Raw genomic sequence first — 13,407 nt, 5'->3', positions numbered from 1 at the left:
CGAAAAGGTCACGAACCTTTCCTCTTTCGTCGCAGGTCCTCGAATGCCCTCCGCTCCTGAAACCGCCGATGTCGTGATTGTCGGTGGCGCCGCCATCGGCTCCTCCGTCGCCTATCATCTCGCCGCCGATCCCGGCTTCAAGGGCAAGGTCGTGGTGATCGAGAAGGACCCGACCTATCGCTATTCGGCTTCGGCTCTGTCCGCAGCCTCGATCCGCCAGCAGTTCTCGAGCGCGGTCAACATCCGCATCTCGCTCTTCGGCATCGGCTTCCTGCGGGATATCGGCGCCCGTCTCGCCGTCGATGGCGAGGTGCCCGCCATCGATCTGCACGAGGGCGGCTATCTCTATGTCGCCAGCGGTGAGGGCGCTCCGGTGCTCGAGGCCAATCAGCGACTGCAGCAGGTCGAGGGCGCCGACATCGCCCTGCTTTCGGCCGAAGCGCTCGGAGCCAAGTTCGGCTGGCTCAATACCTCGGATCTCGCCTGCGGCACCTATGGCGTCAGCGGCGAGGGCTGGTTCGACGGCTGGGCCCTGCTCCAGGCCTTCCGCAGGAAGGCGCGCTCGCTCGGTGTCGAATACCGCCAGGGCGAGGTCGCCCGCTATGTCGTCGAGGGCGGGCGGGTCACCGGCGTCGCGCTCGCCGATGGCAGCCGCATCGCCTGCGGAACGGTGGTCAACGCCGCCGGCTCGCATGGCGCGAGACTGGCGGAGACGGCCGGCGTCGCGATCCCGGTCGCGCCGAAGAAGCGCTATGTCTTCACCTTCACCTGCAAGGGCGAGGTCGACAACTGCCCGCTGCTGATCGACACCTCCGGTGCCTATTGCCGGCCGGAGGGCAAGCGCGGCGGCGAAGGGCAGATGTTCATCTGCGGTGCCTCGCCGGTGGACGGGCAGCATGATCCTGATTGGGACGAGAAGGCCGCCGATGTCGAGGATGTCGACTGGTCCTTCTTCGAGGAGACGGTCTGGCCGGCGCTGGCCCATCGCATCCCGGCCTTCGAGGCGATCCGGCCTGGCCGCGCCTGGGCCGGCCCCTATGATATGAACGGGCTCGACGGCAACGCCATCGTCGGACCTGCGGCCGGCCTGCCCAATCTCTACCTCGCCAACGGCTTTTCCGGTCACGGCCTGCAGCAATCGCCGGCGGTCGGGCGCGGTCTTGCCGAGCACATCGCGCATGGCCGCTATCTCAGCCTCGACCTTGCCGATCTCGGCCATGAGCGCATCGTCACCGGCCGGCCCTTGCGCGAGGCCAACATCATCTGAGGAGTTCCGCGGTGATCGATGCCGCCTATGCCGTCACCATGGCGCGCTACAACGCCTGGCAGAACGAGAATCTCTACGGCGCGGCGGCGACGCTGAGCGATGCGACGCGCAGACAGGATCGCGGCGCCTTCTTCGGCTCGATCCACGGCACTTTCTGCCATCTGCTCTGGGGCGACCGGATGTGGCTCTCGCGTTTCGCCGGCACGCCGAAGCCGGCCGTTCCGGGCAGCGAATCCGCCCGCATGATCGCGGATTGGGACGAACTCGTCGCCGAGCGGCAGGCGACCGATGCCCTGATCGGCGACTGGGCGGCCGGGCTCTCTGCGGAATGGCTGGCCGGCGACCTGACCTGGGTGTCCGGTATCTCCGGCCGCGAGCTGACCCGGCCGAGATCCCAGCTCGTCGTCCACTTCTTCAACCACCAGACCCACCATCGCGGCCAGGTCCACGCCATGCTGACAGCTTCTGGCGCCAAGCCCGGCGATACCGACCTCGTGCTGGTCGACATGCGCGGTTGAGCAAGGCCGTTCGGCGGCAGCTGGGTGTCTGATCGTCATATCGGGCTTGCGTTCGGGTGATCTTGCGCAGGGCCGGGCGGTTTGCGCAGGATTTGCCATCCAATCCGGGGATACTTTCATGCCGGACATCTCGACCCTGCTGGCCTTCGCTTTGGTGGCGCTGGGCATGGTGCTGACGCCCGGCCCGAACATGATCTACCTGATCTCGCGCTCGATCGCGCAGGGGCCGATGGCGGGCATGGTCTCGCTCGGCGGCATCGCGCTCGGCTTCCTGTTTTATGTCTTCTGCGCCGCCTTCGGCATCACTGCGCTCGTCTTCGCGGTGCCCTATGCCTATGACGCGCTGCGGCTGCTGGGTGCCGCCTATCTGCTCTGGCTGGCCTGGCAGGCCGTCCGCCCGGGCGGACGCTCGCCCTTCCAGGTGCGCGAGCTACCGCATGACGGGCCGCGCAAGCTCTTCATGATGGGTTTGCTGACCAGCCTGCTCAATCCGAAGATCGCGATGCTCTATCTCGCTTTGCTGCCGCAGTTCATCGATCCGGCCGCGGGCAGTGTGCTTGGTCAGTCTATCCTTCTCGGGCTGATCCAGATCGTGGTCAGCGTCAGCGTCAACACGCTGATCACCTTCGCAGCCGGCGGCATTGCCGTCTTCTTGCGCACGCGGCCGCTCTGGTCGCTGGCGCAGCGCTGGCTGATGGGCACGGTGCTGGCAGGCTTTGCCCTGCGGATGGCCTATGAAGCGAGGCGCTGAGGCGAGGTCAGCCGCAGCGTCTCGTTTTCGATCGGCGGACCGTTTTCGCGGGCCTCCGTCAGAGAGCGGCCGATCTCGGTGAGCATGCGTCCGAGCGCCTGGAAATCGCCCTTGCGCGCCGAGGTTCTGCGCCAGGCCAGGCCGATCGAGCGGCTCGGCCCGGGCGGCGCGAAGCGGTAGAGCCTGACCGGCATGTCCGGCCGGAACTCGATCGGCAGCGCCATGGCCGGCAGAAGCGTCGTGCCAAAACCGTTCGCCACCATCTGCATGATCGTCGACAGGCTGGAGGCGCCATATTGTCGGCGCGAGCCCGGCCTTGCCGGCCCGCAGAAGCTCAGTGCCTGGTCGCGCAGGCAATGGCCCTCCTCCAGTAGCAGCAGATTCTCGCCGGCCAGCGCCGCTTCCGGCGTCAGCGCCAAGCCATCGCCGCCGGGGAGGGCGGGCAGCGCCAGCAGGAAGGCATCGTCGAACAGATGCAGGGTCTCCAGACCGGGCCGCTCGATCGGCAGCGAGAGCAGGGCGACGTCGAGCCGCCCGTCGACGAGATCGTCGAGCAGGGTCGCGGTCTGGGTCTCGCGCAGGCCGATATCGAGCGCGGGATAGCTCTCCTGCAGGCGCGGCAGCGTCGCCGGCAGCAGATAAGGTGCGATCGACGGGATGACGCCGAGTTCGAGGCGCCCGGTCAGCAGCTTCGGCCGGTGCCGGGCATGGTCGATCAGGTCGGTCGCTTCGATCAGGATGCGGTTGGCCCGCTCGGCGATGTCGTGGCCGGCCTCGGTGAGGGCGATGGCGTTGCGGCGACGTTCGATCAGCTGCGTGCCGAGGAAGCGCTCGAGCTCCTGGATCTGCAGGGAAAGCGCCGGCTGGCTGACATGGCATTCGGCAGCGGCCCGGCCGAAATGGCGGTGGCGCGCCACCGCTGCGAAATAGCGGAGCTGTTTCAAGGTGAACATGACGATAGGATAAACCTATCGTGGCTTGCCGCAAACGGTATTGGACATCATCGTCGCAATGTCCTGTTACTTCCTCCAATTCCAGCGTGCCCGCCCTTCCGGCCGGCCTGCTGGTTCATGATGGCTGCAGGTGGAGGACAAGATGTCGAAGAACCCGATCATGCGCACGAGCGCCGGCGCGCCGATCCCGGATAACCAGAACTCGATCACGGCCGGTGAGCGCGGCCCGGTCCTGATGCAGGACTACCAGCTGATCGAGAAGCTCGCCCACCAGAACCGCGAGCGGATTCCCGAGCGCGCCGTCCACGCCAAGGGCTGGGGCGCCTACGGCACACTCACCATCACCGGCGATATTTCCAAGTACACCAAGGCCAAGGTCCTTCAGCCCGGCACCGTCACGCCGATGCTGGCGCGCTTCTCCACGGTCGCCGGTGAGCTCGGCGCCGCCGACGCCGAGCGCGATGTGCGCGGCTTCGCGCTGAAATTCTACACCCAGGACGGCAACTGGGATCTGGTCGGCAACAACACGCCGGTCTTCTTCGTGCGCGACCCCGTGAAGTTCCCCGACTTCATCCACACCCAGAAGCGCCATCCGAAGACCAATATGCGCTCGCCGACCGCCATGTGGGATTTCTGGTCGCTTTCGCCGGAGAGCCTGCATCAGGTCACCATCCTGATGTCCGATCGCGGCCTGCCGACCGATGTGCGCCATATCAACGGCTATGGCTCGCATACCTATTCGTTCTGGAACGACAGCGGCGAGCGCTACTGGGTCAAGTTCCACTTCAAGACCATGCAGGGCCACAAGCACTGGACCAATGCGGAGGCGGAGACCGTCGTCGGCAAGACCCGCGAGTCGACGCAGGAGGACCTGTTCAACGCCCTCGAGCGTGGTGAGCATCCGCGCTGGAAGGTGCAGGTCCAGATCATGCCCGAGCTCGATGCCGAGAAGACCTCCTACAACCCGTTCGACCTGACCAAGGTCTGGCCGCATGCCGAGTACCCGGTGATCGACATCGGCGTGATGGAGCTCAATCGCAATCCGGAGAACTATTTCGCGGAGATCGAGAACGCCGCCTTCTCGCCCTCGAACATCGTGCCGGGCATCGGCTTCTCGCCTGACAAGATGCTGCAGGCCCGCATCTTCTCCTATGCCGACGCGCATCGCCACCGGCTCGGGACGCATTACGAGAACATCCCGGTCAACCAGCCGAAAATCCCGGTGCACCACTATCATCGCGATGGCCAGATGAACACTTACGGTGGCATCAAGACCGGCAATCCCGACGCCTATTACGAGCCGAACTCCTTCGGCGGCCCGGTCGAGGAGCCGTCGGCCAAGGAGCCGCCGCTGCGCATCGACGGCAGTGCCGATCGCTACAACCACCGCATCGGCAATGACGACTATGTCCAGCCGCGCGCCCTGTTCAACCTGTTCGACCAGGGCCAGAAGGACCGGCTCTTCGCCAACATCGCCGCGGCGATGGGCGGCATTCCGCAGGCGATCGAGGAGCGCCAGCTGGCGCATTTCGACAAGATCCATCCGGACTACGGCAATGGCGTGCGCCGCGCGCTCGCCAAGGCCGATGGGCGCGAGCGCCCGGCGATCTCGGTGACCCCCGACACGCCGCAGCGCGCTGCCGAGTAAGGCCGGCCGGCTTCGAGGCGCCGCTAAGGCGCCTCGTCACATCCAGGGCCCGCCGGCTGTCCGGCGGGCCTTTTCTATTGGGCCAGGGGTGTCAGGCAGCCGGCGTTGGGGATCTCGTGGATGGGTCGTCAGCGGCCCTTGGTCGCTTCGATCCACATGAACGCAGCTTCCTCGTTGTCCTGTTTCTCGACCGAGGAATGACGAACGCACATACTTGCATCGATCAGAGCCCTTCGTGTTTCCGCCTCTCCGGCATGCCCGAAGAACATTGTTGTTCCCAGCCACTCACCCGTCCATTCTCCGGCCGCGCCAGCTCCAAAGCTTGCGACGAACGTTCCACCGGGCTTGATCCACCTGGCGATGCTGGCAATCAACGCCGTCTGCTGCGCTGGCGGAACATGCGTGATTGAATAGAAGGCCGCCACGGCGTCGAACGAGGCTGCTTCAAAGCCCACATTGCACATATCCGCTTCGATGAACGTAGCTTGGGGAACGTTTTGGCGAGCCCTGGCAATCTGTTGGGGCGAACCGTCAACACCAACCACGATGTGCCCCGACGCCGCTAATTCCAGGGCAACAGGAACTCCAGCTCCGCACCCGAGGTCGAGGACACGACCGCCCGTTGCGGGCAAGCCATCGACCAGGCGCTCCAGCCATTTCTGGCGAACAGTCGAGATGCCGAACCGTTCGAGATAGGCATCTGCGACAAGGTCATAGCCTGCCGAGACAATACGCTGCGTTGCGCTGGTCATACGAGAAATGATCGCAGATCGACCGGGTTCGGTCGAGCTTCAACGCCCGTAACGGGTCGTGAGCTGACTGCCCCGCCGAATCCTCTTTTTGCTGTCGCGCCGTTTGCGGGAGCTGCGATATCGCGTTCTAGGCTGATGTCACGAGATTCCTGCACTGGGTCTCGACCGTCACAGGCTGGGCGCGATCGAAAAATCCGGGTCCGCATGGTCGGCGGCCGAGGCCTCGCGGCGCTCGATATCCGTGACCCTGGCGCCGCGCGGTCCCTTCCGCGCCTCGGCGACGAGCGCCTCCAGCGTATCCGGCGCTCCGGCCAGCAAGGCCTCCACCGTGCCGTCGCTGCGGTTGCGCACCCAGCCGGCCACCCCGGCGAGGAGCGCCCGCTCGCGCAGCCATTGCCGGTAGCCGACCCCCTGGACCACGCCCGAAACGATGATGCGAAGCGCCGTCATCCCTGCATCCTTCGCTGTGGAATGCCGCTCATGGCGCATGATCGGGAGCGAAGACGGCCATGGGAAGGCGAAGCGGGCCGGGCGTCCTGCCGGAAAGGCGGGGGCTGTCCGGCGCGAATGCCGGTTCCCTGCGCTTGCGCCGATGCACTAGCTTCGGCTTCCCACGCATCCGGAACCACAGAGAGCCCCCGACCATGACCGACATGACGCCCGAGGAAACCAAGGTCGCTGCCTGGCTCGGCGAGCGCAAGCAGGCGATGATCGACCTGCTGCGCGAGATGGTCGACACCGATTCCGGCTCCTATGACAAGGCGGGGGTCGACCGGGCCGGCCAGGTTCTGGCCCGCTTCCACGAGAAGAACGGGCTTGCCGTCGAGGTCATGCCCGATGCTCGCTATGGCGACGCGGTCAAGGCGCGCCTGGCCAATCCCGGCGCCAACGACCAGCGCCCGGTGCTGCTGCTCGGCCATCGCGACACCGTCTTCCCCGAGGGTGAGCCGACGCGCCGGCCCTTCACCATCCGTGACGGCCGCGCCTATGGACCGGGTGTCGCCGACATGAAGGCGGGGCTGGTCATCGAGGCCTTCGTCGCTGCCGCCTTTTCGGCCTGCGGTGGCCTGAAGGCGCCGCTGATGATGCTGACCACCAGCGACGAGGAGATCGCCTCGCCATCCTCGCGCCCGGTGATCGAGGCGGCGGCGCGCGAGTCGCGCTGCGTCTTCAATGCCGAGCCGAGCCGCCTGCCGGCTGGCACCGAGTTCGTCCGTGACCGCCGGCAGTCGGTCACCTCCGGCCGCAAGGGCGGCGTCTTCATGCGCGCCGATTTCCAGGGCAGGGCCGCCCATTCCGGCGCGAATTACGAGAAGGGCGTCTCGGCCATCGTCGATCTCGGCCACAAGATCCCGAAGATCCAGGGGCTGACCGATCTCGAAGCCGGCGTCACCGTCAATGTCGGGCTGATCGGCGGCGGCCAGACCGTCAACACCGTCGCCCCGCACGCCTGGTGCGAGATCGACCTGCGCTACCGCACCAAGGCGCAGCGCGACGCGCTGGTCGACGCGATCCGCGCCATCGTCGAGACGCCGGTGGTCGAGGGCTCCTCGGCGCAGCTCATCATCAAGGGCGAGTTCCTGCCGCTGGAGACGACGGCTGAGTCGGCCGAGCTCTACGAGGCCTATCGCGATGCGGCCGCCGGTTTCGGCATCGCCGTCACCGCCGAATACACCGGCGGCTGCGCCGATTCCGGCTTCACCGCCGCCCAGGGCTGCCCGACCCTGTGCAGCGTCGGCCCGGTCGGCGGCATGGCGCACACGCCGGACGAGTTCTTGGAGGTCGAGAGTATCGTTCCGGCGGCGCAGACGCTGGCGCTCGCGGTGATGCGGACTGCGGCCAGGATGGAGTGAGGCCCGCCGCCAGTTCGGGGTGGTGACCCGGCGGCCATAGGCATGAGGCCCTTGCAGTCCGTCATGCTCGCCCTTGTGGCGAGCATCCACGTCTCGAACACCGCGCTGCCCGCAGGAAGACGTGGATGGTCGGGACGAGCCGGACCATGATAACAGTGACCAGAAAATAGGCCACGTCGCCCCGGCCGAGAGTGACGAAACGAAAAAGGGCGCCGCTTTCGCGGCGCCCTTCGTGTTGATGCGGCCGCAACTTAGTTCAGCGCAACCCCTGCCGGACGGGCTTCGCTCGCCGCGGGGAACTCGCCGAGCATCAGCCCGGCGGGCCCCACGGTCAGCGGCACGCTTTCGCCGTCCCGGACCGTGCCGGCGAGCAGCAGTTCGGCCAGAGGGTCCTGCACCGACTTCTGGATCACCCGCTTCAGCGGACGCGCGCCATAGGCCGGGTCATAGCCCTTGTCGGCCAGCCAGTCGCGCGCCTCGTCGGAGAGCTCGAGGGCGATCTTGCGATCGGTCAGGAGCTTGCCGAGGCGGCCCATCTGGATGTCGACGATCGCGCCCATATCCGACCGCCGCAGGCGGTGGAACAGGATGATGTCGTCGATCCGGTTCAGGAACTCCGGGCGGAAGGCATGGCGCACCACGCCCATCACCTCGTCGCGGACGGCGTCGCTGTCCTCGCCCTCGGGCTGGTTCACCAGGAACTCCGAACCGAGATTCGAGGTCATGATGATCAGGACGTTGCGAAAATCGACCGTGCGGCCCTGGCCATCGGTCAGGCGTCCGTCGTCGAGCACCTGCAAGAGGACGTTGAACACGTCCGGATGCGCCTTCTCGACCTCGTCGAACAGCACGACCTGATAGGGCCGGCGCCTGACGGCCTCGGTCAGCGCGCCGCCTTCCTCATAGCCGACATAGCCCGGAGGGGCGCCGATCAGCCGGCTGACCGAGTGCTTCTCCATGTATTCCGACATGTCGATCCGGACCATCGCGGTCTCGTCGTCGAACAGGAAGGCGGCGAGTGCCTTGGTCAGCTCGGTCTTGCCGACGCCGGTGGGCCCCAGGAACATGAAAGAGCCGATCGGCCGGTTCGGGTCCTGCAGCCCGGCGCGGGCGCGCCTGACCGCCTTGGAGACGGCCTCGACCGCTTCCTCCTGGCCGACGACGCGCTTGGCGAGGCTCTCCTCCATGCGCAGCAGCTTGTCCTTCTCGCCTTCCAGCATCTTGTCGACGGGCACGCCGGTCCAGCGGCTGACCACCTGCGCGACGTGATCGGGCGTCACGGCCTCCTCGACCATGCCGGACTGATCGCCATTGGCCTCGATCTCGGCGAGCGCCTTTTCGAGCTGCGGGATCTCGCCATAGGCGAGCTCGCCGGCGCGCTGGTACTCGCCCTTGCGCTGCGCCTGCGCCAGCTCGTTGCGGGCGTTGTCGAGCTTGGTCTTGATCTCGGCGGCCTGGCCGAGCTTGTCCTTCTCGGCCTTCCAGCGCGCGGTGATCGTGGCGGAGCGGGCCTCGAGCTCGGCGAGCTCGGCCTCGAGCCGCCGCAGCCGCTCCTGCGAGCCGGCATCGCTCTCCTTCTTCAGCGCCTCCTGCTCGATGCGCAGGCGGACGATCTCGCGATCGATCGAATCGAGCTCCTCGGGCTTGGAGTCGACTTGCATGCGCAGGCGCGCCGAAGCCTCGTCGACGAGGTCGATTGCCTTGTCGGGCAGGAAGCGGTCGGTGATGTAGCGGTTAGACAGCGTCGTCGCCGCGACCAGCGCCGAGTCGGTGATCCGGACGCGATGGTGCTGCTCGTACTTCTCCTTCAACCCGCGCAGGATCGAGATCGTGTCCTCGACCGTCGGCTCGTCGATGAAGACGGGCTGGAAGCGCCGCGCCAGCGCCGCATCCTTCTCGACATATTTGCGGTACTCGTCGAGCGTGGTCGCGCCGATGCAATGCAGCTCGCCGCGCGCCAGAGCCGGCTTCAGCAGGTTGGAAGCATCCATCGCGCCGTCGGTCTTGCCGGCGCCGACGAGGGTGTGCATCTCGTCGATGAACAGGATGACGCCGCCCGCCGCGGCCGAGACCTCGGAGAGCACGGCCTTCAGCCGCTCCTCGAACTCGCCGCGATATTTCGCGCCGGCGATCAGCGCGCCCATGTCGAGAGCGAGCAGCTCCTTGTCCTTCAGGCTCTCGGGCACGTCGCCATTGACGATGCGCAGCGCCAAGCCTTCGGCGATCGCGGTCTTGCCGACGCCGGGCTCGCCGATCAGCACCGGATTGTTCTTGGTCCGGCGCGACAGCACCTGGATGGTGCGGCGGATCTCCTCGTCGCGGCCGATGACCGGGTCGAGCTTGCCCTCGCGTGCCGCGGCCGTCAGGTCGCGCGCATACTTCTTCAGCGCGTCATAGCTCTGCTCGGCCGAAGCGGAATCGGCGGTGCGGCCCTTGCGGATCGCCTCGATCGCGGCATTCAGGCCCTGCGGCGTGACGCCGGCCTTGGCAAGCACCTTGCCCGCCTCGGTCTCCTTCTCGATCGCGAGCGCGAGCAGCAGCCGCTCGACCGTGACGAACGAGTCGCCGGCCTTGTCGGCGGCCGTCTCGGCCGTGCCGAAGACGCGCGCCAGGGCAGGCGTCAGCTGCGGCGCGCCGGCGCCGGAGCCGCTGACCTTGGGCAGCTTGGCCAGCGCCGCGTCGACCATCTGCTTGGCCAGGCGCGACTGGCCGCCGCTGCGGTCGATCAGGCCCGCGGCCATGCCTTCATTGTCGTCGAGCAATGCCTTCAGCACATGCTCGGGCGTGAACTGGGGATGACCCTCGCGCATCGCGATGGTCTGCGCGGCCTGTAGGAAACCCTTCGCCCGATCCGTGTATTTCTCAATGTTCATCAATAAACCTCCGCCCGCCGGTCGCGCCCCGTGGCGGCGGAGCCGGCTGCCTTTCGTCAGGATGGAGCCCCCTGTCGGGCGACCCCTCGTCCAGACAGATAGGTGTTGCATCGGGGCAACGTAAGGGGGGCGTGTCCGCTTTGGGATTGACGATCGACGCCGCCCCCGCCCAGCCTTGGGCCATGGTTGGAACCCGGCGGCAACAGGCGATTCGCAAGGCGCTCCGGGCGCTGGCGCCGGGTATCCCCCTGAGCGATGCCGAGGCGGTACTGGCGCTCGCCGGCCGCAATCAGATGAAGGCCCTGCCGCCGTCGACGGCGCTCTGGCTGGCGCTCGGCAGCCATGTCCGCCACAGCCACACCGATTACGACCGGTTGCTCGCCGAAGGCTATGAGCGCGATGCGGCCCGCTTCTTCGTCATCGACCAGACCGACGACGTGCTCTCGGGCTGGGGCTGCCAGCGCTCCGTCGCCGATGGCGACGAGGATGGCGGCGAGGGCAACGCGTCCTGACCGTCCGATCCGGGGATTTCGTCGATCCCTGCCGGTCGCGTGCTGGATCGCGGGCCCCCGGCTATGCCAAGGTCCGGCCTCGCCGCACCACCGAGGACAAGATCATGCGCGTCGCATCGCTCTACCGTTATCCAGTCAAGGGGCTCTCGCCGGAGCCATTGACGAGCGCGGCGCTCTCGGCCGGCGGCTACTTCCCGGGCGACCGGCTCTTCGCCATCGAGAACGGGCCCTCGGGTTTCGATCCGGCCGAGCCGGTGCACCAGCCCAAGATCAAATATCTGATGCTGATGCGCAACGAGTCGCTGGCGCGGCTCAGGACACGCCATGACGATGCCGGCGGCGAACTCACGATCTCGCAGGAGGGCCGTGAGGTGCTGCGGATCTTGCCGCATCGCCCGGAGGGGCAGGACCGGCTCTCGGCCTTCTTCGAGGGCTTCATGCCGGAGGAGCTGCGTGGCCGACCGCGTCTGCTCGCGGCGCCCGAGGGCTATCGCTTCACCGATTCGCGCTCGGGCTTCGTCTCGATCATCAATCTGGCGAGTGTTGCCGATCTCGCGGCGCGGATGGGCGCGGCGATCGACCCGTTGCGCTTTCGCGGCAATGTCATGGTCGAGGATCTGCCGGCCTGGGCCGAGAACGACCTGGTCGGACGCGAACTGGAGGGGCCGGGGGGCTTGCGCCTCTCAGTGATCAAGCGGATCGAGCGCTGCGCCGCCACCAATGTCGATCCGACGACCGGCGCCCGTGACCTGCAGATCCCGAAGGCGCTGCTGCAGGGCTATGGCCATGTCGATTGCGGGATCTACTGCCGCGTGCTCGCAGGGGGCGTGATCGCGAAGGGCGCACGGCTCGAAATCGCGGCTGCGGCGCAGGTCGCGCCGGCCGGCATTCCCTGACATGAAAAAGAGCCCTTCCGGGCCCTTTTCCTCAGCTTTCTGCGCAGACCGCCGCGGCGGCCCGGCTCATTCGGCGGCGCCGTCGCTCTCGGAGCCGAGCGCATCCATCACTTCCCGCGGCGAGCGGCGCCGGCGCGTGCGCTTGGGCTTCTCCTGCTCTGCGGCCTCGGCCGTTTCGGCGGAAACCGGCTCGGCGGCGGCCTCCGGGGGGGCGGTCTCGCCCTCGCTGGAGGTGATCGCGATCGGCAGGCGCGTCGGCGTCGTCAGGAAGGCCGGCAGGGCGGTCGCGACCTCCTGCTCCTCCGTCACGGCCGCGACTTCGGTCCGGCGCTGGCGCTCGCCACGCGGCTGACGCTCGGGGCGGGGCGGGCGCTCGGCCTGGATCGGTTCCGCGACATAGTCGGGCTGCTCGGCACCGGGCTGCGCTTCCGGTCGCGGTGCATGGGCCGCCGGCTGACCGTCCTGGCGCTCGAAGCGGCGTTCGCCGCGCTCACCGCGCTCCTGGCGGTCATTGCGGTCGAAGCGGCGGCCGTTGCGCTCCGGGTTGCGGTCGAAATTGCGCTCGCCACGGTTCGGCCGGTCGAAGCGCTGGCCCTCGCCTTGCTCGCCCTCCTGGCGCGGCGCGGCATGGCCGTTGACGCCGCCATTGCCGTTGTAGCTCTGGCGCTCGGCCGGCTGGCCACCGGGCTGGAAGCCGGCGTTCTCGTCCTCGCTCTCTTCCTCGGCCTCGTCCGGGTCCTCGTTGAAGGCGCGGTTGGGCGGGAAGCTGTGGCCGAATTGCTGCGCCATCTGCTCCTGGGCGGCGAGCAGGATGCGATAGTAGTGTTCGGCGTGCTGGAAATAGTTCTCTGCGGCAACCGGGTCACCCGAAGACTGGGCATCCCTGGCTAGCTGAAGATACTTTTCCGCGACATGCTGGGCGGTGCCCCTGACCTTGACGTCGGGACCGTTGGATTCGTAGCTCCGCTGCAACGGATTTGGAGCTTTGCGGTTGCCGCCATTGTTGTTGTTATTGTTGTTACGGCCGCGCATGCGCCGGTTCTGACCTGGTCTCATTCGCGTCAATCTCGCGTTCTGTTCATTCGAGGCAACCGTGCAAGGGCGTCACATACGAAGTGACGCGCGGCGGGTTGCGACGCCGCGCTGAGGCAATCCGACCTGGAAGGGCTCTGCGCCGATATGGATCTTCACGCGCTCTTTCCAACGGAGCTTCTTTGGCTCCAGACCGAGCGGCGCTCTCGCACGCTCGAAGTCTCGATCTCGCTGTGTCAGTTAGCGTCGGTCCTGGCAGTAATCCAAAAGCCAGACCGTTTCGCTGGTCCTCGCTAAAGGCTATGTGCTGACGACACCGTCTTCAAGACAACCCGTGCATAACCGGTTTCTG

The 13,407-nt window shown here is 67.0% G+C and carries 12 protein-coding genes; 7 read left to right on the top strand and 5 right to left on the bottom strand.

What is annotated here, in order from left to right; genetic code table 11:
- Positions 1-43: 43 nt before the first annotated feature.
- From AC3RCC_RS23050 to AC3RCC_RS23040, 3 genes are all read left to right on the top strand, one after another.
- Positions 44-1,267 (top strand): NAD(P)/FAD-dependent oxidoreductase, encoded by a 1,224-nt coding sequence (locus AC3RCC_RS23050; protein ID WP_492256708.1) that lies wholly within the window; start codon positions 44-46, stop codon positions 1,265-1,267.
- A gap of 11 nt (positions 1,268-1,278) precedes the next feature.
- The gene (locus AC3RCC_RS23045) at positions 1,279-1,785 is read left to right on the top strand and encodes a DinB family protein (RefSeq protein ID WP_492256707.1); all 507 of its coding nucleotides are present in this window, start codon (positions 1,279-1,281) and stop codon (positions 1,783-1,785) included.
- A 118-nt stretch (positions 1,786-1,903) separates the two neighbouring features.
- Complete coding sequence (locus tag AC3RCC_RS23040) at positions 1,904-2,536, top strand: LysE family translocator (RefSeq protein WP_291635266.1); 633 nt, start codon at positions 1,904-1,906, stop codon at positions 2,534-2,536.
- Here the strand turns inward: AC3RCC_RS23040 and AC3RCC_RS23035 are convergent.
- Entirely contained in the window at positions 2,518-3,489 is a 972-nt protein-coding gene (locus AC3RCC_RS23035; RefSeq protein WP_492256706.1) for a hydrogen peroxide-inducible genes activator, read from the bottom strand. The genes AC3RCC_RS23040 and AC3RCC_RS23035 overlap by 19 nt on opposite strands.
- Before the next feature lie 142 nt (positions 3,490-3,631).
- On the opposite strand from AC3RCC_RS23035, the gene AC3RCC_RS23030 reads away from it, so the two are divergent.
- A complete protein-coding gene (locus AC3RCC_RS23030; protein ID WP_452116784.1) occupies positions 3,632-5,137 on the top strand; it encodes a catalase in 1,506 nt (501 codons plus the stop codon).
- Between the two features lie 128 nt (positions 5,138-5,265).
- Here the strand turns inward: AC3RCC_RS23030 and AC3RCC_RS23025 are convergent, their stop codons facing one another.
- Positions 5,266-5,889, bottom strand: coding sequence for a class I SAM-dependent methyltransferase (locus tag AC3RCC_RS23025; protein ID WP_492256705.1), 624 nt, complete (start codon positions 5,887-5,889; stop codon positions 5,266-5,268).
- 168 nt (positions 5,890-6,057) lie between these two features.
- Positions 6,058-6,339, bottom strand: a complete 282-nt coding sequence (locus tag AC3RCC_RS23020; RefSeq protein ID WP_452116783.1) for an acylphosphatase — start codon at positions 6,337-6,339, stop codon at positions 6,058-6,060.
- Positions 6,340-6,542: 203 nt separating this feature from the next.
- Here AC3RCC_RS23020 and AC3RCC_RS23015 point away from each other — a divergent pair, with 203 nt between their 5' ends.
- Positions 6,543-7,742 (top strand): M20 family metallopeptidase, encoded by a 1,200-nt coding sequence (locus AC3RCC_RS23015; RefSeq protein WP_492258821.1) that lies wholly within the window; start codon positions 6,543-6,545, stop codon positions 7,740-7,742.
- Between the two features lie 251 nt (positions 7,743-7,993).
- Here AC3RCC_RS23015 and clpB read toward each other — a convergent pair whose 3' ends face one another.
- Complete coding sequence (gene clpB / locus AC3RCC_RS23010) at positions 7,994-10,615, bottom strand: ATP-dependent chaperone ClpB (protein ID WP_492256704.1); 2,622 nt, start codon at positions 10,613-10,615, stop codon at positions 7,994-7,996.
- A gap of 182 nt (positions 10,616-10,797) precedes the next feature.
- On the opposite strand from clpB, the gene AC3RCC_RS23005 reads away from it, so the two are divergent.
- Together AC3RCC_RS23005 and AC3RCC_RS23000 are read left to right on the top strand one after the other, a co-directional pair.
- Positions 10,798-11,127: a DUF2293 domain-containing protein gene (locus AC3RCC_RS23005; protein WP_291645257.1), complete on the top strand. Its 330-nt coding sequence runs from the start codon at positions 10,798-10,800 to the stop codon at positions 11,125-11,127.
- Between the two features lie 104 nt (positions 11,128-11,231).
- Positions 11,232-12,023, top strand: coding sequence for an MOSC domain-containing protein (locus AC3RCC_RS23000; RefSeq protein ID WP_492256703.1), 792 nt, complete (start codon positions 11,232-11,234; stop codon positions 12,021-12,023).
- Positions 12,024-12,089: 66 nt separating this feature from the next.
- On the opposite strand, the gene AC3RCC_RS22995 is transcribed toward AC3RCC_RS23000, so the two are convergent.
- Positions 12,090-13,055: a DUF4167 domain-containing protein gene (locus tag AC3RCC_RS22995; protein ID WP_291635280.1), complete on the bottom strand. Its 966-nt coding sequence runs from the start codon at positions 13,053-13,055 to the stop codon at positions 12,090-12,092.
- Positions 13,056-13,407 lie beyond the last annotated feature (352 nt).

The sequence above is a fragment of the Allobosea sp. GW823-FHT01F03 genome (assembly GCF_058798075.1).
The sequence above is the reverse complement of the archived record's forward strand: the minus strand, read 5'-3'. Positions and strand labels throughout refer to the sequence as shown.

Coding starts and splice junctions, on each gene's coding strand:
- AC3RCC_RS23005 (WP_291645257.1), top strand. CDS start 10,798: ATGGTTGGAACCCGGCGGCAACAGGCGATTCGCAAGGCGCTCCGGGCG.
- AC3RCC_RS23015 (WP_492258821.1), top strand. CDS start 6,543: ATGACGCCCGAGGAAACCAAGGTCGCTGCCTGGCTCGGCGAGCGCAAG.
- AC3RCC_RS23025 (WP_492256705.1), bottom strand. CDS start 5,889: ATGACCAGCGCAACGCAGCGTATTGTCTCGGCAGGCTATGACCTTGTC.
- clpB (WP_492256704.1), bottom strand. CDS start 10,615: ATGAACATTGAGAAATACACGGATCGGGCGAAGGGTTTCCTACAGGCC.
- AC3RCC_RS23030 (WP_452116784.1), top strand. CDS start 3,632: ATGTCGAAGAACCCGATCATGCGCACGAGCGCCGGCGCGCCGATCCCG.
- AC3RCC_RS23050 (WP_492256708.1), top strand. CDS start 44: ATGCCCTCCGCTCCTGAAACCGCCGATGTCGTGATTGTCGGTGGCGCC.
- AC3RCC_RS23040 (WP_291635266.1), top strand. CDS start 1,904: ATGCCGGACATCTCGACCCTGCTGGCCTTCGCTTTGGTGGCGCTGGGC.
- AC3RCC_RS23035 (WP_492256706.1), bottom strand. CDS start 3,489: ATGTTCACCTTGAAACAGCTCCGCTATTTCGCAGCGGTGGCGCGCCAC.
- AC3RCC_RS22995 (WP_291635280.1), bottom strand. CDS start 13,055: ATGCGCGGCCGTAACAACAATAACAACAACAATGGCGGCAACCGCAAA.
- AC3RCC_RS23000 (WP_492256703.1), top strand. CDS start 11,232: ATGCGCGTCGCATCGCTCTACCGTTATCCAGTCAAGGGGCTCTCGCCG.
- AC3RCC_RS23020 (WP_452116783.1), bottom strand. CDS start 6,339: ATGACGGCGCTTCGCATCATCGTTTCGGGCGTGGTCCAGGGGGTCGGC.